Annotated in this window: 12 protein-coding genes; 7 read left to right on the forward strand and 5 right to left on the reverse strand. The window is 60.8% G+C overall.

Annotated features, from left to right (window positions below; translation table 11 throughout):
• Window positions 1-210: 210 nt before the first annotated feature.
• The 4 genes from cas2 to dcuC all read right to left on the reverse strand — a co-directional run bounded on the left by cas2 (window position 211) and on the right by dcuC (window position 6,336).
• Window positions 211-540, reverse strand: coding sequence for a CRISPR-associated endonuclease Cas2 (gene cas2 / locus HMPREF2967_RS11835; protein WP_070533915.1), 330 nt, complete (start codon window positions 538-540; stop codon window positions 211-213).
• Window positions 524-1,441 carry a type II CRISPR-associated endonuclease Cas1 gene (gene cas1 / locus HMPREF2967_RS12915; protein WP_083306440.1) on the reverse strand — a complete coding sequence of 306 codons (918 nt, stop codon included), beginning with the start codon at window positions 1,439-1,441 and terminating at the stop codon, window positions 524-526. The genes cas2 and cas1 overlap by 17 nt, the downstream gene beginning before the upstream one ends.
• On the reverse strand, window positions 1,441-4,740 hold the full coding sequence (gene cas9 / locus HMPREF2967_RS11840; protein ID WP_070686664.1) for a type II CRISPR RNA-guided endonuclease Cas9: 3,300 nt from the start codon (window positions 4,738-4,740) through the stop codon (window positions 1,441-1,443). The genes cas1 and cas9 overlap by 1 nt, the downstream gene beginning before the upstream one ends.
• A 186-nt stretch (window positions 4,741-4,926) precedes the next feature.
• The gene (gene dcuC, locus HMPREF2967_RS11845; RefSeq protein WP_070686666.1) at window positions 4,927-6,336 is read right to left on the reverse strand and encodes a C4-dicarboxylate transporter DcuC; all 1,410 of its coding nucleotides are present in this window, start codon (window positions 6,334-6,336) and stop codon (window positions 4,927-4,929) included.
• 89 nt (window positions 6,337-6,425) lie between these two features.
• Between dcuC and HMPREF2967_RS11850 the strand changes: the two genes are divergently transcribed.
• Genes HMPREF2967_RS11850 through HMPREF2967_RS11880 form a run of 7 tightly spaced genes read left to right on the forward strand, consistent with a single transcriptional unit; the run spans window position 6,426 to window position 14,495 of the window.
• Complete coding sequence (locus HMPREF2967_RS11850; RefSeq protein ID WP_185963243.1) at window positions 6,426-7,445, forward strand: o-succinylbenzoate synthase; 1,020 nt, start codon at window positions 6,426-6,428, stop codon at window positions 7,443-7,445.
• A 48-nt stretch (window positions 7,446-7,493) separates the two neighbouring features.
• Window positions 7,494-9,845: an ATP-binding cassette domain-containing protein gene (locus HMPREF2967_RS11855; protein ID WP_070686668.1), complete on the forward strand. Its 2,352-nt coding sequence runs from the start codon at window positions 7,494-7,496 to the stop codon at window positions 9,843-9,845.
• Between the two features lie 10 nt (window positions 9,846-9,855).
• On the forward strand, window positions 9,856-10,458 hold the full coding sequence (locus tag HMPREF2967_RS11860; protein ID WP_070447990.1) for a hypothetical protein: 603 nt from the start codon (window positions 9,856-9,858) through the stop codon (window positions 10,456-10,458).
• Entirely contained in the window at window positions 10,451-12,142 is a 1,692-nt protein-coding gene (gene menD, locus HMPREF2967_RS11865; RefSeq protein WP_070526031.1) for a 2-succinyl-5-enolpyruvyl-6-hydroxy-3-cyclohexene-1-carboxylic-acid synthase, read from the forward strand. Before HMPREF2967_RS11860 ends, menD begins: the two co-directional genes overlap by 8 nt.
• Complete coding sequence (locus HMPREF2967_RS11870; protein ID WP_070686670.1) at window positions 12,143-12,586, forward strand: DUF3592 domain-containing protein; 444 nt, start codon at window positions 12,143-12,145, stop codon at window positions 12,584-12,586.
• A gap of 8 nt (window positions 12,587-12,594) precedes the next feature.
• Window positions 12,595-13,794 carry a glycosyltransferase family 4 protein gene (locus HMPREF2967_RS11875; RefSeq protein ID WP_070686704.1) on the forward strand — a complete coding sequence of 400 codons (1,200 nt, stop codon included), beginning with the start codon at window positions 12,595-12,597 and terminating at the stop codon, window positions 13,792-13,794.
• An 11-nt stretch (window positions 13,795-13,805) separates the two neighbouring features.
• Window positions 13,806-14,495, forward strand: coding sequence for a demethylmenaquinone methyltransferase (locus HMPREF2967_RS11880; RefSeq protein WP_070686672.1), 690 nt, complete (start codon window positions 13,806-13,808; stop codon window positions 14,493-14,495).
• A gap of 20 nt (window positions 14,496-14,515) precedes the next feature.
• Here the strand turns inward: HMPREF2967_RS11880 and HMPREF2967_RS11885 are convergent, their stop codons facing one another.
• Window positions 14,516-15,754: a geranylgeranyl reductase family protein gene (locus HMPREF2967_RS11885; RefSeq protein ID WP_070686674.1), complete on the reverse strand. Its 1,239-nt coding sequence runs from the start codon at window positions 15,752-15,754 to the stop codon at window positions 14,516-14,518.
• Window positions 15,755-15,830: the final 76 nt, after the last annotated feature.

The following is a 15,830-nucleotide window of genomic DNA, read 5'->3' on the forward strand; positions in this document are numbered from 1 at the left end:
GGGTTCAGTTCTCATTACCCCTGATAGACTTCCCTACGGAATCGACCACCTCAAGCACTAGCTGGGGTTCAGTTCTCATTACCCCTGATAGACTTCCCGCTGTGAAACACCCAAAGGTGATTGGGCTGGGGTTCAGTTCTCATTACCCCTGATAGACTTCAGTGTGGCCCCAAAAGGGTCGTTTAACTGGAGTTTATCGGTGATCCTCCGCTAGAAAATCGTGAGCTGAGGTGGGGTATTCTCCATTTCGGAAGGCTCTGATTTGGAAAAGCGAATCGCTTTCGACCATTGAATATCAGTGACGGATATGATTCTCACATCTCCGCCTTCTGGTAGACCAGACTTGATTTGCTTGACGGTTGTTGCGATACGGGAGGCGAGGGGGAAATACTGAACGTAAACGCTTAGTTGGGATCTACAAAAGCCAAGGTCTAAGAGGTGGTTTCGAAACCTGTTAGCCTCTCTGGTTTGAATTCTTGATTTAACGGGAAGATCGAACATGACCACGCACCACATTGGTTCACTATCTTTCGCCGGCATCGAGTTTTCCTTCCCAGACGGGAACGCTTAGGTGTTTTAGATTTCCCTCGATATATAGGCCATATTGTTGGCTGAACTCATTAAAAGCTGTGCTTAAGGATTTTCCACTGGAATTGAAGGGGCTGTTCAGATACTGCGATATGAGGGTCTTTTGCGGAGATCCTAATGCTTGTCCGTCACTAGAAACGGTGAATACAACCTGATCAACCATTGGTCGAAATGGTTCAATAAGGTCATCGACCAATGCCCACTTGTTGCCGCGGCTGTGGTGGAATACGCCTAATGCTCCAGATAATCCAGCGCTAGCTACAGCTCGAATGCCGTGGCCGCGCAATAGTGTGTAACCGTAATCGAGCGCAGAATTCCAGCCAGGTTCTCCGCTGCCAGGTAAACGTAAATAAGCATGACCATGGGAGATGCAAGACCAGTATTTGCGCGCTGCCTGTGCTTCAAGATTCTCTGGATCGCCAGATTTAACGGTACGAGAGAGGGCGTAGAGTTCCTTGGCTCCAGGCTTAGCTAGTGCTTTTAGAACGGAAGCTTGACCAGAAATTTTGGCTGCAACAATTCGAGACCAAGCTTGCTTCTTTTTGGGCAAAGATAATTGTGATTGGGCTTGGTGGCGAGCACCGATCCGGGAATGTTCGTTCCATGGGTAAGCACCGGCGACCGGAACGTTTCTCCAGTCGCAAACTAAGAGGGCGATGTCGTAGTCACTGAGCTTCTGGAGAACGGCACCGCTGATTGTGCTTTCTGAGCCAATGAGGACGACTGCGATTTGGGCTAGCGGCAGCGAAACATCGGTTGGAGTATCTTCTCGATGGATGACGAGCTGGCCCCGGGAATACCGGAGAGACCCCTTCAAATTGAGACAATCAATGACCCGCCACCCAGAGTTCATTATTCTGCCTTCCAAGAAATGGGCAGATGAGCCTTGCTAGTCAGCCTTACTCTTCCCAGAGCATCTCGACGGACCACAGTCATGTTGCCTTCACCAAAAGCTTTGTTTACGGCTGGCAGCCAGCCCGGTCGATCTATCACTTTCTTGGAGGCTTGAGACACATCGGAAGATAGTCCCTCGGCACTCATATAGAGTGGGCGCAGTCGCAACTTAGAGTTTGAGAAGAACCCATCCAACCGCCAACGTTGAATCTGCCCAAACTCACTTTGCACTTCCGCAATCTGTCCGGTGTTGAAGCTTGAGGTGTCGATGACTAGCTCATCGTCTACAACCAACCAACCAATATATTCTGCCGTGCCGTCAGCAAGGGCCTTGCGCAGTTTGGGTTCTGCCTGGCGGACTGACATTGTCTGCGGTTTGATCTCAGCGGAAAACAGGTCCTCATGCCGGTGCTGCATTAGATCGACATTATAAACTCGCAACATGCTGAAGGAGGGAGCCTTTTTCCCGGGGATTTTATAGATCCGGGCATGGTGGAAACGGCTTAGTTCAGCGTAACCACCTCGTACCTTGATAGCGCCTGCACCAACTGGAAAGACCTCGATTTCGTCGTCGGCATCGTACCAAGTGCCGTGTACTCGAATTCGGCGTTCGGGATTCTCTGGCAGACCCTCTTTAAGATCGAAGTCGTCTTCGCGAGTGAGTGCACACCATAAAGCTTCGGTGGATGCCCTGTCGATATCGGTGACCGAAATAGCATCGCCGACGCGTATCTTCTTCAACTCTCCGATTGTGTCCTCGTGGGCGCGTCCGTTGCCGATGCGTAGTCTTAGATTCGAGGTAACTACGACTCGGTCTTCATCCAACGCCTGCTGCAAGAGCATGGCGAGTTTTCGCATCTTAGGCAGCCAAGCATTCCATGCCGCGCGATGTGCTTCATCAGCTCCAGTGAACTCTTTCCACTGGGGTGCCGAGCGAAGCAGCTCGGCCTCTCGCTTTTTGTTTGAACGAATGGCAAGAGTTTCTGCAACGTAGTTTTGAGTAAAAGCTACTACTGCAGCATCGACAGCATGATGACGACGGTCGAGGCGAGATTTTCCAGTACCATCGATGAAACGTAGTTGGCCTGATATTCCCGAAGCACGGCGAGCTTCCGCAGTGAGTGCACCTCGATAGACACTTACGGTAGTGCCGTTATCTTGAAAGCGCTGCGCAACTCTGCCGCGTAGTTCGTTCGCCATCCAGGCAACAGATTCCATCGAGCGGGCGTCGATCGGTTCATCCATGGCGGTTCGCTTCAGTCGCTCGCGGACGCTGGTACGGAATTTGTTGAAGTCCTTTGCTGACATGCCGGAATCTTCGGCCCAGTGGCGTGTGCGGTCAAGCGCCTCCTGAACACTCACACCTGGAATCCCAGACTGGGCTGCCCAAACAGCAAAGGGGAAGTTCTTCTTGGACAGATTACAGCGATGGCAAACCGCAACAAGGTTGTCACGAGTATTGGTGGAACCTTGGCCGGCGCGGGGGACAATATGATCCATCTCGCACGTGGAATAAGTGATTGGTTCGCCGCAGTAGGCGCATTGGCAATTTTGACGTTGTACTGATTGGAACCGCCAAAGGTCAGCACTGCGTGGCTTTCCTTCGATGCCTAGTTTCTCCTGCATATCTTGGAAAAGCTTTTGGTTGCGTCTATGGCGCGCGTTGTTCTCACGATCGATTTCGTTAGCCTTTGACTTACTGACAAAACCATCGCGGACGTGTTCAATTATGACGGACTTTGGGGCACCCCATACGTCTGCGGCTGCTTCCAGCCACCTTGCCACGCCTTTCAGAACGCGATCTACAGCTGGGTTTCCTACTGGTTCACCAATTCGAGGAGCGGGAGGGGTCCAATCCTTGGGGATGTTAAATTCCGCCAAACGTGCCGCGTAAAGATCAAGGTTTTCGTCCAGCATGCGGCTAGTTAGTCGCTTCAGAGTGTCTTCGCAGTATGCGGCACGGCCCATCGGCAGATGTAGAGAATCGAGCTTCTCATGCTCGGTCTCGTCGAGCTCCGCGAAGAAAGCTTGAACTTGAGCTCCTTCAGGGGAATCGAAATCATCAACTTCGGCATTCGACAGAGACTTGAGCATGGCGGCGCGTTCGTCATCCGAGGCTCGCTCCCACCAGGCAGCTAAGTGCTTCACCTTGCAGCCGAGGATTGTCCGGTTGGTGTCATGTACAGGTGGTCGAGCGCCTGCACGTTCGCCATCGTCGGTCATTGTGGCCGTTCCTCTTAGTTGGCCACGGTCAATGCGCAAAAGCTCGGCTATGTCTAACCAGGAGGGTTCTTTCTTGTGAGAAAGATTGACAAGGTAATTAAAAACAATCAGCCGCTCATCGCGATCAAGGGGAGAAGTATTGCCGCCGCGGTTGATACGGAGGTTTCCGGTGAGAGCAGCGATACGGTACTGCTGAAAGGCATCAGAAGCTTTTAGAGCTCGGTCTCGACTGGGTTGTAGGGGGTCCTTTCCTACGCGTCCTTGTTGAGCGCCTTTCGGGGATTCAGCTTCGAAGACTAAATCTAGAATCTTTTTCCGGAGCGTGTCGTCTATCTTTTGGACACGACACATCTCGTTGATTTCACGTGCGTGGTCTATTTGATGTAATCGCGCAGAAATAACTGCCTGCTTCACCTCATTTGCGGACTTCTTTTCGTCCTTCTTCTTGCCACCGCCGCGTAGCCTGTCAGTACCTAACTGGGCAAAGGAAATGAGTTGCCCGACGGTGGCATCCTGAGGAATTGTATGGCCGGTGCTTGCCTCTAACTCCTTGCGTATTTGTTCAAAAGCTTCGCTCGGTTCTGCCGGTGAGTATAGGCTCGAGACTTTCCAATATGGATTCCGCCAACCGCGGTGGTTGGCAATATGGCGTAGCGCGATAGAAAGATATCGGCCTCGTTCTTCGTCATCGTGGATGAAGGAATTTACCAATTCCACGCGGGCCTTCCATGGAAGGTAAGGGTCGGAATAGTGCTCAAAAGGTAGAGTTTCCCAGCCTTGCGCTTTGAGAAACTTTTCGAGCTTAATCATACGCTTGCGGCGACGGCGGTACAGACGGCGAGTTCGTCGTGCGACTCCGGAGGAAGCGAGTCGGGTCACCGCGCGCTTTTGCTGGTCGGGATCTAGGCCCGAGTCGTGGATCAGCGAAACCGCACTGAGAATGCCTATTGGTTGATCATTCTCGTCGACCTCAATGGCGGTGCAGCCAAGAGAATAAGTTCCGACATCTATTCCAACGCGGTAAGAGAGAGACAAAAGGTTAGCCCTTTCGGATAAAAAGAAAGCCGAACCCGAGGGTTCGGCTTGGAGCAATCAACGTCGGAAACGAGCCGACGCTTACTGAGGTTCAGTTCTGGTTAAGAACATAGCAGAATGCGTCTCGTGTGTCTTGGTTTTCTCCACAAAATTGGCGGAAGGCTATTGGGTTCGCGCCGATGACTTTCATCCAATAAACATGAACGCGAACAGCGTGTTGAGCACCGTCGCAACGATCATGGGCACGGAGGTGCGCTTTACCAATTGGATGGGGTTGACCTTGATGGCGCCGGCAACAATGAGCACCGCGGCGTTGACCGGGGAGACCTGGCGCATGAGGTTGGAGGTTCCCCAAATGGCGGTGAGCATCTGCGGGGCGTGGATGGAGGTCTGCGAGGCCAGGTTGGGCACCACCTCAGAAAAGGCGAAGTAGGGCGCGGTGCCGGAGCCGGTGAGTGCTGCCATCGCGGCGGTGGCGGCGACGAAGATGAGGACGATGAGGACGGCGGCGCCGGAGGAGCCTTCGGCGGCGTCGATAAGCATGTCAATGACGCCCATCTGCGTAATACCTTCCACCAGGACGGCGGCGGCAACCAGCAGGGCCACGACGCCCGCAGCACCTTCGCCCATGCCCTTGAAGAAGCTGGAGATGGAATCCACCGCACCCGTGACGGTGCGCTTGCGGATGGACTCGATGATCATCGCGATGAACAGGGACACCACGGTCACCGGGAGGATGCCGCCCTCAAAGGGGATGACACCCAAACGGTTAAGAATGGCGGAGATAATGATGAGCAGCAACGGCATGAGCGGGAGCACGGCGTAGTAACCCGGCAGGGAGGCTGCGCGGGCGATGGCTTCCTCGGTAGCGTCATCGTGCATCGAATCGGCGCTGACCTCACCGGAGCTTTCGGCCTTGCGGGCATCCACCTTATCGCAGTGGCGCTGCCACCACATGTGGACGAAGGCGGTGATGAGCAGCGTGGGAACCGTGGCGTGGGCGACGGCACCGTAGACGAATTCCGTTGGCGTCATGTTGGTCAGATCAGCGCCCTGGATGAGGCCGGCCTCTAGCGGGGTGGGCACGATGGTGGAGGAAGTCACGACGATGGCGCCCACAGTCAGCGGTGTCAGGCCCGCAGCGATGAGCGCTGGCAGGAGTGTGGCCACGAGCAATAGGGAAAGCGCTGCGGCCGAGGGGATCACCAGTGAGAGCAGCGTGCCCAGGATGAAGCCCACTGGGACCAGCCAGTAGGAGCCTTTGAAGCGCTTGAGCGGTGAGGAGAGCACCACGACCGTCTTGGCATCCGCGCCGATGTGGCGCATATAGGACACAAAGCCGAAGAGCACCATAATCGCCATACCGATGCCGGAGAAGCGCGACTTGAACAGCGCGTCCACGACGAGCAGCTGGTCGTAGAAGGCATTGCCGGTCGCTTCAATTTCTGTGGTTCGGAAGTCCGCGCGCCCAGTGAGAGCGGCGAGCATGAGCAGGATTACGCCAACGGCAAAGATGGAGGCCGCGGCGTGGACTTTCTTATAGATGAGGTAGACAACTGCGGCGATGGCCAGTAGCGCGATGAGAAGGTAGAGCATGTAAAGATCCTTCTTCTGGTTATATCCACTTACTGTTTAAAGGTAACACCGGCTATGACAGGTGTCGCGCTCAACCCCCCACACGTACGATGAACGTCATGCACATTGATGACGTCCTTGACCGCGCCCACGTGGTCTCCCTTCCACTCGCCGTGAAGTTCCGTGGCATTACGACCCGGGAAGCATTGCTTATCGATGGCCCCGCGGGCTGGGGTGAGTTCGCCCCCTTCCTGGAGTACGGGGCGGAGGAATCCGCCCGCTGGCTCGCCGCCGGGCTGGAAGCGGCCTACGAAGGCTTTCCGGAACCCGTGCGCGAGTGGGTAGAAGTCAACGGCACCGTCCCTGCGGTTCCTGCCGAGCAGGTGCCGGAGGTCATGGAGCGCTATCCCGGCTGCCGCACCTTCAAAATCAAGGTGGCGGAGAAGGGGCAGACCCTAGAGGACGATATCGCGCGCGTTCACGCTGTCCGCGCCTACATCGAGGCACAGGGTCGCGTGCCGGTTTTGCGCGTCGACGCCAACTGCGGCTGGAGCGTTGAGGAAGCCGTCACCGCGGCCAAGGAGCTCATGCCGCTGGATTACATGGAGCAGCCGTGCAAGACCGTTGAGGAACTCAAGGAGGTGCGCACCCAGCTCATGCGCGCCGGGATTTTCGTGCGGGTGGCGGCGGATGAATCTATCCGCAAGGCCAGCGACCCTTATCGGGTGGCGGAATTGCAAGCGGCTGATGTCGCCGTGGTTAAGCCCGCGCCGCTGGGCGGGGTGCGCAAAGTACTCGAGGTAGCCTCCCACCTGCGCGAGCGCCACATGGACATCACGGTGGCCTCTGCCCTGGATACCTCGGTGGGAATCTCCATGGGACTTGCCGCAGTGGCCGCCTTGCCGCAAATCTATGACGACGAAGACATCGACGTCACCCCGGCCGCTGCGGGCCTGGCCACCGGGTCGCTGTTCCTGGAGGATGTGACAGCACCACGCGAGCTTGTCGACGGTCACCTGCGCGCCGAAGCCCTCACCCCCGACCCGGATCGCCTGAGCACACTCGCCGCGCCGGGCGAGCGCCGTGAGTGGTGGTTCGAGCGCGTGCGCGAGTGCTGGCCGCACCTTTAAAAACACAGCTCACGGTACATGTCCGGAGGGCAGCGTAGGCTGGCGGGCATGACCATTTCCGTGAAAGACGCGCACCTGCACAACCTTCGCAACGTGGACGTGGATTTGCCGCGCGGCCAGCTCGTGGCCGTAACCGGGGTGTCCGGCTCCGGAAAGTCCTCGCTGGCTTTCGGCACCATCCACGGTGAAGGTCAGCGCCGCTATTTGGAATCCGTCGCGCCTTTCGCCCGCCGGCTCATTGCCTCGGCGGTGGACCCGCAGGTAGGCCGCATCGAAGGCCTGCCGCCGACGGTGGCGCTGCAGCAGTCGGCGTCGGCAAGCAGCGCGCGCTCCACGGTGGGGACCATCTCCGCCATGTCTAACTCCGTGCGCTTGCTGTACTCGCGCTGCGGTGACAATCCGGAGGGCTTGTACTCCGATTCCTTTTCCCCAAATACCCCGGAGGGCATGTGCCCGGAGTGCCAGGGCACCGGCGTGGTCCACGAACCCACGGAGGCCTCCATGGTGCCGGATCCCTCCTTAAGCATCGAGGAAGGCGCGATTGCTGCGTGGCCAGGGGCCTGGGCGGGCAAGAATTTCCACGACATCCTGCAAGAACTGGGCTATGACCTGGATTCGCCGTGGGAGCAGCTTTCTAAAAAAGACCGCGAGTGGATCCTCTTCACCGAGGAACGCCCGGTGGTGACCGTCAAGCCGCGCCGCGGAGCGGATCAGATTCAGCGCAATTACGAGGGCACGTGGCGTTCCGTGGCCAGCTACCTGACCAAGACCTATGCGGAGACGAAGTCGGACACACTCCGCGCCCGCGTCTTGAGCTTCATGGAAACCCGCCAGTGCGATACCTGTCAGGGGCGCCGGCTGACGGCGAAGGCCCTCAAGGTTACTTACGCCGGGCTGCCTATCGACGAATTCAATGCCCTCCCGCTGAGCGAAGTCTTCGAGCTCCTCAAAGCCCAGAAACCGCAACCGAATGACGCGGAAGACCTGCTCGTCAAGGCCCTCCTTCCGGCTTTCGAATCGGCCTTAGAACTCGGACTTGGGCACCTCAGCCTGGATAGGCCGACGGAAACGCTCTCAGGAGGTGAGGTGCAGCGCCTGCGCCTGGCTGCGCAGCTGCGCTCCGGGCTCTATGGCGTGACCTATGTTCTGGATGAGCCCTCTGCGGGCCTGCACCCGGTGGAACGAGGTGCGGTGCTGGATATGTGCCGTCGCTTCATTGCGGAGGGGAACTCGGTGCTGCTGGTGGAGCACGACATGGAACTGGTCAAGCAGGCCGATTGGATCGTGGATGTCGGCCCGCTCGCCGGTGAGCGCGGCGGCCAGGTGGTGTACTCGGGTCCCGTCGCCGATTACATAGAGGCGGCGGACTCTGCAGATACTCCCACCGCGCGTGCCTTGGCGCGCCCGCGCCCCACGCCCAAGGTCGAAGCGCGATCGGCGCACGGTGATATCGCGCTGCGCCGGGTGCACTCGCACACCATCGATGGCCTCAACGTGGACTTCGGACTCGGCCAGTTTACGGCCATTACTGGGCTTTCGGGTTCCGGCAAATCCACGTTGCTGGCCGCACTCCATGACATGCTCACGGGGCCGGACTGTCCGAAGCAGGTCAAGCGCGTGGTCTCCATTACCCAAAAGCCAATCGGCCGAACCCCGCGCTCCACGGTGGCGACGTACACCAACCTCTTCGACAACGTGCGCAAGCTCTTCGCGGCCACCCCGGAGGCCAAGAAGAAGAAATGGACGGTCTCGCGCTTTTCCTACAACGTTAAGCAAGGCCAGTGCCCCACCTGCGGTGGCGCCGGCCAGATCGAGGTCGAGCTGGTCTTCCTTCCAGGCTCCTATACCCAGTGCCCGGATTGCCAGGGACAGCGCTATAACGATGACACCTTGTCCATCCGCTGGAAGGACAGGACCATCGCGGACATCCTCGACCTTACGGTGGAAGAGGCCCTGGAGGTCTTTGCAGATGAAGCGCCGATCCTCCACGCGCTGCAAACCTTGGAAGCGGTGGGGCTAGGTTACCTGCGCTTGGGCCAGGGCGCTCCGGAGCTTTCCGGCGGTGAAGCGCAGCGCATCAAGCTTGCCACGGAGCTGCAGCGCTCCCGAAACTCGCGCCGGGGCCATACCGTCTACCTGCTGGATGAGCCCACCGTCGGGTTGCACCCGGCCGATATCGACCTGCTCATCGCTGAGCTGCACTCGCTGGTGGAGGCCTCCCATACTGTCGTGGTGGCAGATCATGACCGTCACCTCATTGCCGGCGCTGACCGGGTTATTGAGATGGGCCCGGGGTCTGGTTCGGATGGCGGAAAGATTGTGGCGGATGGCACGCCGGGTCAGGTTTCCACGGGACTAACGCCCACCGGGCGGGTGCTAAGTGGCGCGGGTGCACGATAAGGTAAATCCCATGACCAACAACAACGGCGACAACGAGACGCGGCAGTTCGGCCGCGTCACCGGTGAGAACGAAACCCGCCAGTTCGGCGCGCCCCAACAGCAGCCGCCACAGCGTCCCCAACAACACTTCCCGGAGCCCGGATCCCAAAACACGCAGGCCTATGGTCAGCCCTATCAGCAGGGCTATGACCAGAACTATCAGCAGCCGCAATATGACCCGGTCCCGTCCAGCTACCAGGTGGAGCAGCCGAAGAAGGGCGGGGGAGCCCTGTCCTATGTCTTCGCGGCCATCGCTGCTATCGCCGTCGTTTTCGCCGGCGTGCTGTTCTTCCTGTGGCGCGGTGCGGCAGCGGATGCTGACAAACCCGCCCCGGAGCCGGTTACCGAGACCGTGACCACCGAGGTTCCCACCACGGTGACCACCACCAAGAGCTCGCCGCGGGATAACCTCCCCACCGATATTCCGACGGAGCTGCCGACGGAGCTGCCGCCGGACGTCCAGGACCGTGTGGACCAGGGTGGAGCCGAATTGGAAGGGTTGATCAATGACCTCTTCGAGCAATTCGATTCGGGCATGGAAGAGCTCGATACGGGTGGTGCAGGCAATGCCTAATACTGAATCTCACACCGAGCCCACTGCCTCCGCGCAGCCGGAGTCGATGCAGCTGGCCGAAGCACTGGCGGCCCAGCTTTCGCGGCACCTCACCGACGTGGTTATCTGCCCGGGTTCGCGCAACGCACCGCTGTCTTTGGCGCTTCTCGCGCGCAGCGATATTCGCGTGCATACCCGCCTGGATGAGCGCTCCGCCGCCTTCGCTGCTTTAGGTTTGGCACGCGTCCAACGCCGGCACGTCGGCATCGTGATGACCTCCGGCACCGCGGTGGCTAATGCCCTGCCCGCGATGGTGGAGGCGCATTACTCGCATACCCCGCTGGCCGTCATCAGCGCGGACCGGCCGGCCCGCTTGGTGGGCACGGGGGCCTCCCAGACTATTGAGCAGCCCGGCATCTTCGGCGTGTATGCGGAGACCACCCAGGTGGAGAGCACGAGTGATATCCCGCTTATCGCGGAGCGCTTTTTGAATGACCGCCAGGTGCACATCAACGTGGCTCTCGATGCCCCGCTGGTAGGCGAAGAGCTGCCCGGTAGCCCGACGGATTACACGCAGCACCGCGCTCGTACCCCGCGGTGGGCGAATCACGGAGAGGTGGCCGTCGATCTCAGCCGCAACACGCTCGTCATCGCCGGCGATGAGGCCTGGGAAGTCGAAGGCCTGGAGGATGTCCCCACCATCGCCGAGCCCACGGCACCTGCGCCCTATCACCCGGTGCACCCGGCCGCGGCGCACCTCTTCCGCCGCGCCCAAGTCTCCGCCAACGACTACGTGGTCAACACCAAGGTGGAGCAGGTCATCGTCGTGGGCCATCCCACCCTGCACCGCGGTGTCCTGGCACTGCTGAGTGATCCCGATATCGACCTCATCTGTCTGTCGCGCACGGAAGATTTCACCAACCCCCGTGGCGAGTCCGCGCAGCTGGGTACCACCGCCAAAACCAGCGGCGAGCCCACGCGAGAGTGGATGAAGATCTGCGAAGGCGCGGCCCAGATGGCGGCCGACGGTGTTCGTGAGGTTCTGGCGGAGACCACCGGTGAGGATGCCACCAAGCCCGAGATCGGCTTTACCGGCCTCCACGTCGCCGCCGCGGTGGGGGACACCCTCGCCGTCGGAGATACCCTCGTCCTGGGCGCCTCCAACGCGGTGCGGGATGCGTCCTTCATCGGCCTGCCCTTCGACGGTGTGGAGACCTACTCGCCGCGCGGGGCCGCCGGCATCGACGGCACCATCGCGCAGGCTATCGGCATCGCGCTGGCCACCCAGTCCCGCGAGGCCGACGCGCCCCGCGCACCGCGCACCGTGGCGCTCATGGGGGATGTCACCTTCCTCCACGACGCCACTTCGCTCATCCTCCCCGAGGATAACCCGCGCCCGGAGAACCTCACCATCGTCGTCTCAAATGACGACGGCGGCGGCATCTTCGAGGTGCTCGAACAGGGCCGCGAGCCCCTGCGCGACTCCTTCGAGAAGGCGTTTGGAACGCCGCATGGGGTGGGCGTGGCCAAGCTAGCGGAAGCCTGCGGTGCTGAGCACCGCGAGGTGAGCTCGGCGCAGGAGCTGCTCGACGTTTTGGCAGAACTCAAGGAATACTCCACCGGCATCACCGTGGTGGAGGCGCATACCACGAGGTCCTCGCGCCGCGCGCTGCAGGAGGCTCTGAACGCCAAGGTGGGTCAGTAAATGCCGCGGCGCCGAGTGCGCCAGCTGATCCTGGTGCTCTATGTCGCTGCACTAGTGGGCATGGCGGGGATGGTGATCGGCCCCTTCTTCAATGACTGCACCATCGGCGCCAACCCCGGGCGCGCCCTGGCCACGGTGACGGATGTCGGCAGCTTGCGCACCTTCGTGGATTTCCAGGATTCCGAGGGGATTTACCACACCCCGCCTACCGGCCTGCTCTATCCCACTGGGCTGGGAGAAGGCCAGCAGGTGTGGGTGCTCTACGCCAAGAGCAACCCGGACCTGGTCAAGGTAGAAGGCCGGGAATGGACGCTATCGATCATCCCGGCGCTGTCCTCCGCGGCCGTGGCTACCCTGATTGCCGGCGCGTGCTGGTGGGGGAGCGGGAAAATTAACCGGAATTTAGTGCGTGCGTTACCAACCGAGCACTCAGAAAAGGAATGATGGGGCGCATGCGTGTAGCCATCGTCGCGGAATCCTTCTTGCCTAACGTCAACGGAGTGACCAACTCCGTGCTGCGTGTCCTCGAACACCTCCACGAGCACGGCCACGAGGCCATTGTCATCGCCCCCGGCGCCCGGGACGGGCAGGAGGAGATCCCCGATTATCTCGGGTTCACCATCGTGCGCGTGCCCACCGTGCGTGTGCCGCTGGTGGATTCGCTCCCGGTCGGCGTTCCTACGTCCGCGGTGGATGAGGCGCTGCGCGAGTTCAAACCGGACATCATCCACCTGGCCAGCCCCTTCGTCCTGGGGGCGGCGGGAGCATTTTCTGCACGTCAGCTGCGCATTCCGGCCGTGGCGCTGTACCAGACCGACGTGGCCGGTTTCGCCACCAAGTACCACGCTTCCGCGCTGGCCTATGGGGTGTGGGAGTGGCTGCGCACCATCCATAACGCTTGCCAGATGACTCTCGCGCCGTCCTCGCTCACCATCTCCGATTTGGAGAAACACCACATCAAGAACGTGCGCCACTGGGGCCGCGGCGTGGACTCGGAGCGCTTCCACCCCTCGAAGCGCTCGGCGGCGCTGCGCCGCGAGTGGGAGCCCACGGGGAAGAAGAAGATCGTCGGCTTCGTCGGCCGCCTGGCCGCAGAGAAGGGAGTGCACCGCCTGTCCGCGCTTAACGGACGCGAGGACATCCAGCTTGTCATCGTTGGTGATGGCCCCGAGCGCCCGCTGCTGGAGGCCCAGCTGCCGGATGCTGTCTTTACCGGGGCATTGGGAGGCGAGGAGCTGGCCGCGGCCTATGCCTCCCTGGACATCTTCGTCCACGCCGGCGAGTTCGAGACCTTCTGCCAGGCCATCCAGGAAGCACAGGCCTCGGGCGTGCCCACCATTGGCCCGCGCGCGGGCGGCCCGGTGGATCTCATTGAGGAAGGTTACAACGGGCTGCTTCTCGACGTCCCCACGTTCGTCGAGGACCTCCCCAATGCCGTCGACGCGCTGCTCAACCCGGAGGTCCACGAGGAGCTGCGGGAGAACGCCCGGAAGTCGATTGCCTCCAAAACCTGGCCGGCTCTCTGTGAGCAGCTGCTGGGCTACTACGAGGAAGTTCTGGAGGGTGTCCGCGAGGTGCCGCTGACCATTTTGGGCCAGCGCCCGGAGCTGCCGCGCTGGGCCGCTCGCGCCCTGGGGGCGCGCGTGGCCTAGACTAGGCGCTTGTGTCTAAGGCAGATCTGGAGAAGAAGCCCTTCGATGTCGCGCGCATGTTTGACGCGGTGGGCAAGAAGTACGACATCACCAACACAGTGCTGTCCTTTGGTCAGGACGCGCGCTGGCGCCGTTTGACGCGCGAGCGGCTCAACCTGCAGCCGGGGGAGAAGGTCCTCGACCTCGCCGCTGGAACGGCCGTCTCTACCGAGGAGCTGTCCAAGTCCGGCGCGTGGTGCGTGGCCTGTGATTTTTCACTCGGCATGCTCGCGGCTGGCGCGGAGCGCGATGTTCCCAAGGTAGCCGGCGATGGAATGCGCCTGCCTTTTGCGGATAACACCTTCGATGCGGTGACCATCTCCTATGGTCTGCGCAATATCCACGACTTTGAGCTGGGCCTGCGGGAGATGGCGCGCGTGACCAAGCCCGGTGGGCGCCTAGCAGTAGCGGAGTTCTCCAAGCCGGTCATCCCGGTCTTCGGCACCGTCTATAAGGAATACCTGACCCGCCTGCTGCCGCCGATTGCCAAGGTGGTCTCCTCCAACCCGGAGGCCTATATCTACCTCGCAGAGTCCATCCGCGCATGGCCGGAGCAGCACGAGCTGGCCGCCGCTATTAATCGCAATGGCTGGGAGCAAGCTGGGTGGCGCAACCTGACCTTCGGCATCGTGGCGCTGCACTCCGCAGTGAAGCCCGCCTAGGGGCCCTAAGGCCAAAGGGCTCAGGACCAAAGGGGAGTATTGCGCCGCAGCGTGGAGACCGCCCCGCCGGCCAGCCGCCAGGCGCGGGCAAGCAGATCCTTGTCCTCGTCGGTGATGAGGTTGCCCATAAGACGCGCTGCGGCCGGCATGAGCATGCGGCCCACCGGCCCGCGCATGGCCACAGGCCCGGCCAGCGGCAGGAACTGCGGGTAGGTCAGCAGGCGCGCGGCGGTGCGGGCAAGTAGGAAGGCCTCGCCATACTCGGCGCGCAGCCGGTCTGGCCACGCCAAGGTGAGGTCCTTGGTGCCGAGCATCTCCACGGCGAGTGCTGCCGTTTCCAGGCCATAGTCGATGCCCTCGCCGTTGAGCGGATTAACGCAGGCCGCAGCGTCACCGATGAGCATCCAGTTCGCGCCGGCCACCCCGGACACCGCACCACCCATCGGCAGCATCGCCGAGGTGACGTTGCGCAGCTCGCCTAGACCCCACTCCGAACGCTGCTGTTCGGCGTAGAAATCCAGCGCCTTCTTCGTGTTGAGGCGGGCCGGGCGGGCGGCGGTGGAGAGCGCGCCCAAGCCGATGTTGACCCCCTGGCCCAGCGGAAAGATCCAGCCATAGCCCGGCTGCACCACACCCTCGGGATCCTTGAGCTCAACGTGGGAGTGCATCCATTCCTCGCCGTCCTGCGGTGAATCGGCATAGGCGCGTGCAGCAATGCCATAGACCTCCTCGCGGTGCCAGGTGCGGCCCAACTGCTTGCCAAATGTTGAGCGCACCCCGTCGGCCACGATGACCCACTGGGCGCGCACGCGGCGCTTGCCGACGGAGAACTCCACCAGCCGGTTACCGTCCAGCTGCGGCTGTGTCGCCGCGCCGGTTATCAGTTGCGCGCCGGCTGCCTGCGCAGCCTCAACCAGCAGCGCGTCGAATTCATAGCGCGGCAGGGCCGTGCCTTTGTGCGAGGGGTAGGTCTCTGGCCATGGGGCGGTCACGGTGCCCCCGAAGCCGTGCAGCTTGAGGCCGCGGTTGCGGTAGGAAGCATTGACTTCGATGCCAAGGAGCTCCAGCTGGTGCATGGCGCGCGGGGTGAGTCCATCGCCGCAGGTCTTGTCGCGGGGGAAAGGGGAGGCGTCGACAAGCAGCGTCTCATAGCCGGCGCGTGCGGCATGGATAGCGGCGGCGGCACCGGCGGGCCCGGCGCCTACGATGGCGACGTCAACAAGGGTGGAATCGATCTGCTCCGACATGGGGACTATCATTGCACGGGATAGTGGCCACAAGTGTGTTGAGGGCCGTGCCATGGGCTACGGTAAGTAAACACTAGGATTTTTGAGC

This window comes from Corynebacterium sp. HMSC059E07 (genome assembly GCF_001814395.1).
GTDB classification, from domain to species: Bacteria; Actinomycetota; Actinomycetes; order Mycobacteriales; family Mycobacteriaceae; genus Corynebacterium; species Corynebacterium hesseae.

Excerpts from the sequence above, each read along its gene's own strand:
- menD (WP_070526031.1), top strand. The coding sequence starts at position 10,451 with ATGCCTAATACTGAATCTCACACCGAGCCCACTGCCTCCGCGCAGCCG.
- HMPREF2967_RS11885 (WP_070686674.1), bottom strand. The coding sequence starts at position 15,754 with ATGATAGTCCCCATGTCGGAGCAGATCGATTCCACCCTTGTTGACGTC.
- cas2 (WP_070533915.1), bottom strand. The coding sequence starts at position 540 with ATGCCGGCGAAAGATAGTGAACCAATGTGGTGCGTGGTCATGTTCGAT.
- cas1 (WP_083306440.1), bottom strand. The coding sequence starts at position 1,441 with ATGAACTCTGGGTGGCGGGTCATTGATTGTCTCAATTTGAAGGGGTCT.
- HMPREF2967_RS11855 (WP_070686668.1), top strand. The coding sequence starts at position 7,494 with ATGACCATTTCCGTGAAAGACGCGCACCTGCACAACCTTCGCAACGTG.
- HMPREF2967_RS11850 (WP_185963243.1), top strand. The coding sequence starts at position 6,426 with ATGAACGTCATGCACATTGATGACGTCCTTGACCGCGCCCACGTGGTC.
- HMPREF2967_RS11860 (WP_070447990.1), top strand. The coding sequence starts at position 9,856 with ATGACCAACAACAACGGCGACAACGAGACGCGGCAGTTCGGCCGCGTC.
- HMPREF2967_RS11875 (WP_070686704.1), top strand. The coding sequence starts at position 12,595 with ATGCGTGTAGCCATCGTCGCGGAATCCTTCTTGCCTAACGTCAACGGA.
- dcuC (WP_070686666.1), bottom strand. The coding sequence starts at position 6,336 with ATGCTCTACCTTCTCATCGCGCTACTGGCCATCGCCGCAGTTGTCTAC.
- HMPREF2967_RS11870 (WP_070686670.1), top strand. The coding sequence starts at position 12,143 with ATGCCGCGGCGCCGAGTGCGCCAGCTGATCCTGGTGCTCTATGTCGCT.